The organism is Thalassobacillus sp. C254 (assembly GCF_001310615.1).
Genome location: NZ_BAXQ01000014.1, coordinates 37,532 through 49,520, shown reverse-complemented (window position 1 = coordinate 49,520; position 11,989 = coordinate 37,532). Strand labels below are relative to the sequence as shown.

Annotated in this window: 4 protein-coding genes and 6 pseudogenes; 8 read left to right on the top strand and 2 right to left on the bottom strand. The window is 42.1% G+C overall.

Annotated features, from left to right (window positions below; all coding sequences use genetic code 11):
* The first annotated feature begins 42 nt into the window (after positions 1-42).
* The 5 genes and pseudogenes from JCM19033_RS13620 to JCM19033_RS13605 all read left to right on the top strand — a co-directional run bounded on the left by JCM19033_RS13620 (position 43) and on the right by JCM19033_RS13605 (position 6,285).
* Positions 43-935: pseudogene (locus JCM19033_RS13620) on the top strand (glucose-1-phosphate adenylyltransferase).
* A gap of 95 nt (positions 936-1,030) precedes the next feature.
* On the top strand, positions 1,031-1,192 hold the full coding sequence (locus JCM19033_RS28280) for a hypothetical protein (protein ID WP_374701247.1): 162 nt from the start codon (positions 1,031-1,033) through the stop codon (positions 1,190-1,192).
* 54 nt (positions 1,193-1,246) lie between these two features.
* Positions 1,247-2,355, top strand: a pseudogene (glgD, locus tag JCM19033_RS25940) (glucose-1-phosphate adenylyltransferase subunit GlgD).
* A gap of 38 nt (positions 2,356-2,393) precedes the next feature.
* Positions 2,394-3,810, top strand: a pseudogene (gene glgA / locus JCM19033_RS13610) (glycogen synthase GlgA).
* A 31-nt stretch (positions 3,811-3,841) separates the two neighbouring features.
* Positions 3,842-6,285 (top strand): annotated as a pseudogene (locus tag JCM19033_RS13605) (glycogen/starch/alpha-glucan phosphorylase).
* 173 nt (positions 6,286-6,458) lie between these two features.
* On the opposite strand, the pseudogene JCM19033_RS23560 reads toward JCM19033_RS13605, so the two are convergent.
* Both JCM19033_RS23560 and JCM19033_RS13595 read right to left on the bottom strand, forming a co-directional pair.
* Positions 6,459-7,732, bottom strand: a pseudogene (locus JCM19033_RS23560) (GntP family permease).
* Between the two features lie 206 nt (positions 7,733-7,938).
* Positions 7,939-8,904 carry a bile acid:sodium symporter family protein gene (locus JCM19033_RS13595; RefSeq protein ID WP_054636686.1) on the bottom strand — a complete coding sequence of 322 codons (966 nt, stop codon included), beginning with the start codon at positions 8,902-8,904 and terminating at the stop codon, positions 7,939-7,941.
* A gap of 298 nt (positions 8,905-9,202) precedes the next feature.
* Here JCM19033_RS13595 and JCM19033_RS13590 point away from each other — a divergent pair.
* From JCM19033_RS13590 to uvsE, 3 genes and pseudogenes are all read left to right on the top strand, one after another.
* Positions 9,203-10,095: pseudogene (locus tag JCM19033_RS13590) on the top strand (SDR family oxidoreductase).
* A gap of 457 nt (positions 10,096-10,552) precedes the next feature.
* Positions 10,553-11,068 carry a peptide-methionine (S)-S-oxide reductase MsrA gene (gene msrA, locus JCM19033_RS13585; protein ID WP_054636720.1) on the top strand — a complete coding sequence of 172 codons (516 nt, stop codon included), beginning with the start codon at positions 10,553-10,555 and terminating at the stop codon, positions 11,066-11,068.
* Positions 11,069-11,106: 38 nt separating this feature from the next.
* Complete coding sequence (gene uvsE, locus JCM19033_RS13580) at positions 11,107-11,976, top strand: UV DNA damage repair endonuclease UvsE (RefSeq protein WP_054636685.1); 870 nt, start codon at positions 11,107-11,109, stop codon at positions 11,974-11,976.
* Positions 11,977-11,989 lie beyond the last annotated feature (13 nt).

Sequence of the window (11,989 nt, the reverse complement as noted above, 5' to 3'; positions counted from 1 at the left end):
CAGGCGCTTTCCCGAGGGGGAACAAGCAAGGGAGGAAGAACAATGAAAAAAGAATGTGTCGGAATGCTCTTAGCAGGAGGAGAAGGAAAAAGATTAGGACTTCTCACGAAAGATACGGCAAAACCAGCCGTTTATTTTGGCGGGAAATACCGCATTATAGATTTCACATTAAGTAATTGCACAAATTCTAACATTGATACAGTCGGAGTCCTCACCCAATATGAACCTTTGGAATTAAACAAGCATTTGGGCATCGGGAGACCATGGGATATGGATAGAAAGCACGGCGGAGTTTCTGTGCTTCCTCCTTTTACAGGAAAAGGTGAAGCAGGGGAATGGTATAAAGGAACAGCTGATGCGATTTATCAAAATATCCAGTTTATCGAGCAATTTAACCCTCAATACATTCTGGTTATTTCAGGAGACCATATTTACAAGATGAATTATGCAGCCATGCTTGATTTTCACAAGGAAATGAATGCTGATACGTCTATTTCCGTAATAGAGGTGCCATGGAAGAAGCTTCCCGCTTTGGGATTATGAACACGGCGAGCGATTACTCAGTAACTGAATTCCAGGAAAAACCTGCTGTGCCTAAAAATAATCTTGCTTCTATGGGAATTTATATCTTTACCTGGAGTGTCCTGAAACAATATTTATTGGACGATGCAAAAAGCGAGGTTTCCAGCCATGACTTTGGAAAAGACATTATTCCGGCGATGCTGAGAGATCAAAAGCGACTCTTTGCCTTCCCATTTAAGGGTTATTGGAAGGACGTTGGAACTATTAACAGCTACTGGGAAGCCAATATGGACTTACTTAAAGAAAGTCCATCTCTTCAGTTAACGGACTACAACTGGCGGATTTATTCAGTCAATCACAATCAGCTCCTCACTACGTCGGTCCTGGTGCGCAGGTTACGAGCAGCCTTGTAAATGAAGGGTGTCAAATATACGGAAAGGTCCACCACTCCATCTTATTCCATGGCGTACAAGCTGGCCATAACTCAACGATTGAGCACTCTGTTATTATGCCAAACGTAAAGATAGGCAAGAATGTAAAAATTGAAAGGGCTATTATAAAAGAGGGAACGATTATCCCTGATAACTGCACGATTCAGTCAGGCCCAAATGAAGAGTTAAGAGTCATAGATAAAGACACGATGCTTGAAGATTTTGCGGTCAGTAAATAAGTAATGATTGGATATTAAACATTCATACATTGACATTCGTTAGGAGGCTCGCAGATGGAACGCATGATGGGCATTATAAATTTAGATCATGAACACGATTTTTTGCAGGAGTTAACTTATTTCAGGTGCGGGGCCGCTGTTCCTTTCGGCGGCCGGTACAGGCTCATCGACTTTGTTCTCTCCAATATGGTTAATAGCCAAATCCATGATGTGGCTTTGTTCACCCGGTATAAATACCGTTCTCTTATGGATCATTTAGGCACAGGTGGAGAGTGGGATTTAGACCGAAAAAGAGGCGGGCTGTTTATTCTTCCCCCAGACTGGAATGATCCCTCCGATATTTCCAGAGGAGATCTTCAGCATTTCCACAATAACAGAGACTTCCTATACCGGGGAGGGCATGCTCAGTATGTATTAATCAGCGGAAGCCAGTTCATTGGCAACGTGGATGTTCAAAAGGCCTTCAGGCATCATTTAGAAACAGAAGCTGATGTCACCCTGATCAGCAAGCAATTTGAACAAAGAGAACCTGAACACGCCCCCTGCTTGAAGCTCGAAACAGATGAACAGGGCTGGGTTACGGATATAACTCATGACCAAAATAATTCTCATGTTTTTTCTGGCATGTATATCATTGGGAAACGTTTGCTTTTGAGCCTGGTCGATGAGTGCATTGCCTACGAAAAAGCAGCTTCTTCCTTGACGGAATTAAACGGAACTTAGACCGTCTCCATGTCCAGTCTTACGTGTTCGATGGATATGCAGCAATCATTAATTCTGTGGAAAGTTTTTATAAGCATAATATGAAACTTTTAAACCCAGAGGTCTATCAAAACCTTTTTTACGGAGATCAATTAATATACACAAAAGTAAAAGACGAACCACCCGCTGAGTACTCGCCCTCTTCCTCAATCAGCAATTCATTAATTGCCAATGGCTGCAAAATCGATGGAGAAGTAGAGAACAGCATTTTGTTCCGGGGCGTCAGAGTTGAAAAAGGGGCAAAGGTCAAAAATTCTATCATCATGCAGAAATGCAAGGTCAAAGAAGGAGTACACTTAGAAAATGTCATTTTAGATAAGGACGCAGCGGTTTCAACGGAACGAACATTAATCGGCGGCTCAGAGCAGCCTTTTGTTGTTGCCAAAAGCAAAACGTTATAAAACTATCGTAATAAATATCAGAGAGGAGTTCCCTTACAATGAACGTTTTATTTGTCGCTTCAGAATGTACCCCATTCGCTAAAACCGGGGGACTTGCAGATGTCATCGGCTCCCTTCCTCAAGAACTAAAAAAGAATCACCGTGCAGACGTGCGGGTGATTCTTCCTTTATATGAGGATATAGCAGATGAATGGAAAGAACGAATGGAAAAAGTTGGATCTGCTACCGTCCCAGTCGGCTGGAGAAATCAAAAAGCAACTCTTTATAAATTAACTCATGACAGCATCACCTACTATTTTATCTACAACGGATACTATTTTGGCAGAAACGGGTATTATGGATATTACGATGATGGCGAGAGGTTCGTTTATTTCAGCAGAGCTGTCATAGAATGTCTGTCCCTTACTGACTTTACTCCTGATATTGTCCATGGTCATGACTGGCAGGCAGGCCTTGCTATCGCCCTGTTTAATATCCTTCAGCGTACCGGGGATAAAAACAGTTTTTACGATACATAACTTGAAATACCAGGGAGTCATGGGGATTGATATGTTTCATGACATGTTAAATCTTCCTGGAGAACACCTCTTTGGTTTTGAATGGAACGGGATGCTCAATTGTATGAAAGCCGCTCTCTTCCACGCAGACAAAATTACTACAGTCAGTCCCTCATATGCCAAAGAAATCCAGTATCCTTACTTCGGTGAAGGGCTGGACTCTATCCTTCGCGACCGGCAAGAGGATGTAGAAGGAATCATTAACGGCATAGACGGTGAAGCTTATAATCCTGAGTCAGATCCCTATTTGGAAGCTCCCTATAAGCAGGATCCAGACGCAAAACAGACCAATAAAGAGGCTCTTCAACGAAAGCTGGACCTTCCAGTAAACAAGGATATACCTGTCATAGGCATTGTTTCGCGCCTGGTGGAACAAAAAGGTCTTCCTCTCGTTCTTCATATGATGCCCGAATTAATGGAACAGGACGTTCAGATTGTAGTACTTGGCACTGGCGAGAAGGAGCTTGAGGATGGTTTTTCCCATGCAGCTTATCTCTATCCGGACAAAATTTCTGCTAATCTTTACTTTGATGAAGGGTTAGCTCATCAGATTTATGCAGGTTCTGATTTCTTTCTTATGCCGTCTCTCTTTGAACCATGCGGTTTAGGACAGCTTATTGCGCTGCAATATGAAACGATCCCTATTGTCCGGGAGATAGGAGGTTTAAAAGATACTGTTGCTTCATTCAATGAATACACCGGAGAGGGAAATGGTTTCACCTTCCGCAACTATAATGCCCATGACATGTTTAATACAATTAAGTATGCTTTAACAGTTTATGCTGTTCCTGAAAAACGACAAACCCTGCTTACAAACGTATATCACAGTCAATATGACTGGAAAGATTCAGCCCATCAATATATTTATCTCTATTCGTCACTCGTTGCCAGCCAATAAAGAAACAGAAAAAAAGGAGTGGAGCCTTCCAATGATTATGACGGCTGAAAGCATGAAAGAAGCCATTGTTGACAGACTCGAAACGACATTAGGAATTCCTTTTGACCAAGCAACAGAACGTGATATCTATGTGGCTTTAAGTACTCTTGTAAAAGAACAGGTCAGTAAAAATTGGACACGCACCACTCAAACATATAAAAAACAGCAAGAACGACAAGTTACTATTTTTCTATGGAGTTTTTACTTGGACGTTTAATTGAGAATAATCTTCTTAACCTAGGTCTCCTTGATGTTTGCAATGAAGCTTTGCAGGAATTAGATTTTGTGCCTGAAGAAATTTACTCTCAAGAACATGATGCTGGGTTAGGAAATGGCGGACTTGGCAGATTAGCCGCTTGCTTCCTGGATTCCCTTGCTTCCCTTGAGCTGCCGGGCCACGGCTGCGGGATACGTTATAAGTATGGGTTGTTTCGCCAGCGTTTTGTTAACGGTCACCAGGTAGAACTGCCTGATTACTGGCTGAAAGAAGATTACGCCTGGGAGACCAGACGTGGAGAGCAGGCGGTAGAGGTGCGTTTTGGCGGAACCGTTGAGATGAATGACAATAACGGCAAATTAACATTCCACCATAAAGATTATGAAACTGTACTGGCCGTCCCCTATGACGTTCCCATTGTAGGATATCAGAACAAAACCGTAAATACACTCCGGCTGTGGAGCGCAGAGTCTTCATCGGATGACTTTAATTTTTTTGGAAGCGATAGGACTGACTACTATAACTACCTTGAATACAAAAGGTCAATCGAACAAATATCCGAATTTCTATACCCTGACGACTCTCATTTTGAAGGCAAAGTATTGCGCTTAAAGCAGCAATATTTCCTGGTGGCCGCCGGCTTAAAAAGTATCCTCCGTTCTTATAAAAAGAAGCTTGGCCTGCCCCTATCCTCTTTGCCAGAAAAAATAAAGATACAAATAAACGATACGCACCCGAGCTTGGTCGTTCCGGAACTCATGAGGATTTTGCTGGATGAAGAAGGATTAACCTGGGAGGAAGCATGGGAAATAACGAGGAAAACAGTTGCCTATACCAACCATACAACCTTGAGTGAAGCACTGGAAACATGGCCGACTGAAATGGTAAGAGATCTTCTCCCTCGTATTTTTATGATTATAGATGAAATCAATGAACGTTTCTGTAAAGGTCTATGGTTTGACCACCCTGAACTCCGGGACCAAATACCTGAACTTGCCATTATCGCTTACGATACGATAAGAATGGCTCATCTTGCCATCGTAGGAAGTTTCAGCGTCAATGGTGTTGCTAAGATCCATACAGATATTTTAAAGAAAAAAGAGATGAAAATGTTCTATTCTCTCTATCCGCAAAAATTTAACAACAAAACAAACGGCATCACACATAGACGCTGGCTTCTTCATGCCAACCCAGAGCTTTCAGCTGCCATAAGTGAAGCAATCGGTGATAAATGGATTGAGCACCCGAAAAATCTGATTGGGCTTCTTCGCTACGTAGATGATAAATCCTTTCAAGAGAAGATTGATAGCGTAAAACGATACAACAAACAACAATTTGCCAAGATCATTAGAGATCAAACAGGAATCATAGTTGATGACCATTCCATTTTTGATGTTCATATTAAACGACTTCATGGGTACAAACGACAGCTTTTAAATATCTTCCATATTATTTATCTTTATAATACTTTAAGAGAAAACCCGTCTCTTGATATTACACCCCGTACATTTATTTTCGGAGCAAAAGCTGCTCCCGGGTATCACTTCGCTAAGCAGGTAATCAAACTCATTATCTCTGTGGCGGACATGATCAATAGTGATCCATTGATTAAAAATAAAATCAAGGTCGTCTTTATGGAGAATTACAGTGTAAGCCTGGCTGAAAAGATCATTCCGGCAGCTGATGTAAGTGAACAAATTTCTACAGCAAGCAAAGAAGCATCCGGCACGGGCAACATGAAATTAATGATGAACGGGGCCCTGACTCTAGGGACTCTTGATGGGGCAAACATTGAAATTAAAGATATGGTTGGAAAAGAGAACAGCTTTATTTTCGGCCTCAGTGCTGATGAAGTTCTTCATTATTACAACCACGGTGGATATGTTGCAAGAGATATTTACAACACAGATGACCGAATTCGTACAGTCATGGATCAATTGATCAATGGATTCTTTGGTTCCGATGAAATGGAGTTTAAAGATATTTACTATAACATCCTTTCAAATAATGATGAGTACTTTGTTTTGAAGGACTTTGACAGCTATGAGGAAGCACAGGAACTTGTAGATCAGACCTACCGTAACCGAAGTAAATGGATGCAGATGAGCATTACCAATATTGCTCACTCGGGCAAGTTTTCCAGTGACCGGACAATCTCTGAATATGCAGCTGAAATATGGGGCTTCGATCCACTACCGTATAGTCACCCTTCTCAATAAAAAGACAAGCTTATCGCTTGTCTTTTTTGATGAACTAATACAATATCTAAACTTATGCCATACATAGACTGATTTACAAAATATCGACTCACTAGTAAATAGGATTGTAGAGACGCCCCTTATTAAATAAAGAGAAAAGAACAAAACTCATCTGTCATTCTATACCTATTACATTACGTTAAAAAGATGTGTCCCATCACCCCAAACAATAATGTTGATATCAACGTAATCACTCCCCCGACTAAAAATTCATACGGAAGCAGCTGAAATCTTTCTTTTAATGACATATCCACTGCAGCTCTGGAAATATGAAAAAGCGTGCCTTGTGGCATATTATCAAACATCCCGGCTCCGGCATGAAGCATAGCTGCCCCTGCCAAAGGATGCACTCCCAGCTCCAGTATTGATGGAGCAAACACATTTCCGGCTACAGCTGCCGCTGCCGAAGTAGAGCCTGTTGCGACAGACATGCTCATCCCCGCTACGGGAGCAAGCATATAAGCAGGCATCCCTAATTGATCAATACCGGTAATAATTATCTCTATCAGTTCAGAGTGAGCGATAATACCTGCCAGCGTCCCTGTGCCAATCAAAAGGATGGCAACCCCGCTCATTCTTTTAAGTCCTTCATGTGCAAAATGATTCAGGTCTTTTCCCTTTTTCATCATAAATGCTCCAATTGCTCCCCCTGCCGGTAAAGCAAACAAAGGGTCTATCGCAATACCGAATAAGCTGAAGGAGAAGAAGACCAATAGCTGCTGCAGGCCCTGACAAAGAAGCCGTCAGTGAAGGGAGCTCAGAGGTATTCACTTTTTCTGTCTCCTTCTTGTCTACCTTCTCCCTTTATGCTGAAGATGCCTGGCGATGATATAGGTTATCCATATCCCCCTAAAGCGGGCACAATCCCGGCAAACATCACTGTCGTCAGAGGAAGCTGAAATGCATCAGCTACTGCAATCGTGTTAGGGTTGGGAGATATAATGTTTCCGGCCTTTCCTCCGCATGTGATAGCAAGAAGTACAGCCATTTTCGAAAGGTTGGCTTTGTGGGCAATGGATAATGCTATCGGAGCCACAGTTAAGACAGCAACCCCTATAAACACACCAACACCTGTCAGAACCATCATGGCCCCAGCAATAGCGAGCAAGGCTTTGGATACCCCTAATCGGTTAAAAATTTGCTCAGCTATTGTCCGGGCAGCTCCCGATTCTATCAGCACCCCTGCCAACACTCCGGCTGCCAGTACTCTTAACACTACACCAGTCATCCCACCTGCACCGTCTATCATTACCAGTACAGTGTCTTCAATTGTTATTCCTCCTGCTATGCCTGCAAATAAAGCTCCTATCATCATTGCATAAGCGGGACTTACTTTTTTTATAATGAAAAAAATAGTCAGCCCAAGGCCCAGTAACGTTCCTAAGGCTGAGATTTCGATACCATTCATGGGGCCGTCTCCTACGTATCTATTTTATGTAAATCAAATAACTAGAGTTTCTCTACTATTTCAATGTTTTTTATGTATCTCCTCTTTTAAATACCTATTATTCTCATTTTTTGTCGAAAAGAAAAATAGTATTCTCTAAAAAAGGGCCTTGCCTTCATGATTATTTGCTCTATATAAAAAGAACGCAGGATCTGCGTTCTTTCCTTTTAGGATTTTATATCCATCCCCTCACTGTCCTTACTGGTCTTTTTCTTGGATCCTGACCAAAAGGATACGAGAGCCGGTCCGGAAATATTATGCCAAACGGAAAAGATGGCACTTGGCAAAGCAGCAAGCGGTGTAAAATGCACGGTAGCGAGTGTAGCTCCAAGGCCTGAATTCTGCATGCCCACTTCAATTGAAATCGCTCTTCTTTTTGTCTCATCCAGACCGCAGACTTTCGCTGTTGCATACCCAAGCAAATAACCAAAACCATTATGCAGGATGACAGCTGCAAATATAGCAAGGCCGGAAGTTATCAAGTTCTCTGTGTTTGCTCCAATGACAGCTGCAACGATAGCCAGAATCGCAACGATGGAAACAATGGGGAGGGCGGCTGTTCCCTTTTCTACTGTTTCAGGCATAAAACGCCTAACAAGGATACCTAATGCAATAGGTATGATAATAACCTGGATAATTGACATAAACATTGCACCTGCATCAACAGGAAGCCATTCCCCTGCAAGAACCAATAAAATGAACGGCGTCAAAAAAGGAGCCAGCATTGTAGAAACGGAAGTCATGGCAACCGACACTGGCACATCACCTTTTGCCAGATAAACCATTACGTTGGATGCCGTGCCGCCAGGACACGCTCCTACTAAAACAAGCCCCGCTGCAAGTTCAGGAGGAAGCTGCAAAGCTATGGCTAACCCAAAAGCAACCAGCGGCATAATAACAAATTGTGCAACTATTCCAACAAATACCGGCAGAGGTTTTTTAGCCACTACCGCAAAATCTGACACCCTCATCGTCAAGCCCATGCCAAACATTATAATTCCAAGAAGAATTGTAATATATGGAGCAATCCAGACAAAGCCTTCTGGCACAGCAAAAGCAATAAGTGCAATGAGAATAACAAACACTGCAAAATATTTGCTGAAAAAATTACTCGTCCTTTCCAAACTATTCATCTCTCTCACCCTTTATGTATTATTTCACAGGTCTTTATTTTAACTTTTCAAACTTTTTAATTCAACCTTTTACAACATTAAAGTAAAAAAGCAATCTTTTCCTTATTTATTCTCTCGAAGGCTAAGGTTTATTTCATCTGAACACATTCTCTTCCTCAATTCTTTACGCATATTAGCCTGCCTGTAGATAAAGGAAGTGCCTCCTACCGTTTTTCTGTCTTCAAAGTATATGTTTAAAACTATCCTTTGCGGGTAGAAAAAACTAGTCTCATACGAATTATTCTTGGAGGTGTGTTTCTTGTCAAAAAAACCAAATCAGCCTGACCACGCTTATGAAGAACAACCTGATATTCAACCCCCTCAGCATCAGGATCGTCAGCCAGGTATTGAATCTGAAATGGAACCTCAGCCTTATCCGGAAGAAAAAGATTACAAACCAGCCGGCAAGCTGAAAGGCAAGGTTGCTTTAATTACAGGCGGAGACAGCGGCATTGGCCGGGCAACAGCCATTGCTTTTGCCAAGGAAGGTGCTGACATGGTGATTTCTTATTTAGATGAGCACAAGGACGCTGAAGAAACCAAAAATCGTGTAGAAGAAATTGGTCAAAAAGCTGTTCTCATCCCAGGTCATGTGGGGGACCGCTCCCATTGTCAAAGACTGATTGATGACACGATCAATGAGTTCGGAAAGCTGGATATCCTGGTAAATAATGCGGCAGAACAGCATCCTAAAGACGGCTTAGAGGAAATCGACCTTGATGACATGGAGCAGACCTTTCAAACGAATATATTCTCCATGTTTTATTTGACAAAAGCAGCTCTTCCTCACTTAAAAGAAGGAAGTTCAATCATCAATACGACATCTGTCGTAGCTTATCGAGGCAACCCGGGTTAATCGACTACTCTGCAACAAAGGGGGCCGTTACCTCATTTACTCGTTCAATGGCTGTTTCATTAGCCAAAAAAGGGATCAGAGTGAACGGTGTAGCCCCTGGACCTGTTTGGACACCACTAATCCCTGCTACCTTTGATGAGGATCATGTGGACAAATTTGGCGGCAATACGGAAATGGACCGTCCAGGTCAGCCAGCAGAGCTCGCTCCTGCTTACGTGTACCTGGCAAGTGAAGATTCCTCATTCATGTCAGGACAGGTTCTCCACTTAAACGGCGGTATGGTAGTAAACGGATAAAATCTGGAAGGGCTGTTCCCTAAGTCTACGTCAGGCTTGTCAAAGGGGCAGCCCTTTATTGATAAACTTAGCATTGTAGTGCCCCCTATTGTTAATCATTCGTATGTTTAGTGTGATTTTTCGGTCCAGATGGCAGCTTTTCGGGTCAATTCAGTTAGGAATTGGGTCGTTCTGTCGTTATTTGGGTCAATTTTGTTGCTATTTGGGTCAATTTCATCATTAATTGGGTCAATTCTCTCACTAATTGGGTCAAAATCGATAACTTTCCGGTCAACTGACTTAATTCGACAAAATCCGTCCCTCCTCCCTTCCCCTCCACTCTATATACTGAATTGCTTCCTTTCCTATCTTCTCAACACTCTTCCTTTCCTCGTTTTTCATGCACCTGTTATAATGTTATTCTACTGATTGATGAAAGGACGTGAGACTTGTGGGGGATCAAGCTGTAAATTCCACAATAGAAAAAGCCACCTTTGCCGGAGGATGCTTTTGGTGCATGGTTAAGCCATTTGAAGAAATGGACGGCATAATTGAAGTCGTTTCCGGCTATACCGGAGGACATAAAGAAAATCCAACATACGAACAGGTTAAAACCGGAACCACCGGCCATTATGAAGCTGTTCAGATCACTTACGACCCAACTATTTTCCCTTATGAAAAACTATTGGATATATACTGGCCCCAGGTTGACCCGACAGACAATGGAGGGCAATTTCATGACCGTGGTCCTCAATACAGGCCTGCAGTCTTTTACCATAATGAAAAGCAAAAAGAACTAGCCGAACTGTCAAGAAAGAAAATTGAAACAAGCGGTCGTTTTTCCAAGCCTGTAGTAACCCCTATACTCCCTGCAGCAACCTTTTATCCTGCAGAGGACTATCATCAGAAGTTCCACAAGAAAAATCCTAAAGAGTATAAAGAAGACCGTGCAAAATCAGGAAGAGATGAATTTATGACGAAACATTGGGGATAACTGTCTACTGTCTACATAAGAGAGGAGGAGGCACAGCTATGAGGCTTGGATACCCTTGCCAAAACTTGACTCTGCCAAGCCGGTTTAGAACGTGCCGGCTGCAAACAATGAAAACAGAAGGAGAAGAAAAGGTAAAAGAGCTGGCACTTCACAATTTCAAAGAACTCCAACGAGTATTGGAATGGAATATTACAGAAAATATTACTTTCTTTCGTATCAGCAGTGATATTGTCCCGTTTGGCAGTCATCCCCTTTTGGAATGGGAATGGTGGAAAGATGATGATATCTTAGCCGCTGCCTCCTCTATTAAAAAACTTCAGCAAAAGCATAATATGCGTTTAAGTGTGCATCCAGGACAATATACTGTGTTAAATTCACCCAAAGACAATATTGTGGAAAATGCTGTCTCGGATCTTGAGTATCACGGGCACTTACTCTCTCTTTGCGGAGGAACGGATATGATTCTTCATATTGGGGGCGGATATGGAGATAAAGAATCTGCCAAAGAAAGATTTATCACCAACTTTGATAAAGTAAGCCCTTTTGTTAAAGAAAGCCTTCGTCTCGAAAATGACGATAAAACATACCACATTGAAGATGTACTAGAAGTCTCCAACCATCTTAAGGTACCCGCTTGCTTTGATATTCACCATCACCGTTGCAATCCACCTGGGGAAAATGAGACGAGGAGCTACATTGAAGACGTATTTTTAACTTGGAAGGATAAGAGCATCCGTCCTAAAATGCATATTAGTTCTGGTAAAGCTCATCAAGTTGATACCTCTCATGCCAATTATATAAGCGATGAAGATTTTCATTCTTTTATAGACCTTTTGCCCGATACAAATATCGATCTAATGCTTGAAGCAAAGAAAAAAGAAAAAGCTGTGTTCGCTTTGCGAATGTAGCTGATCATGCATA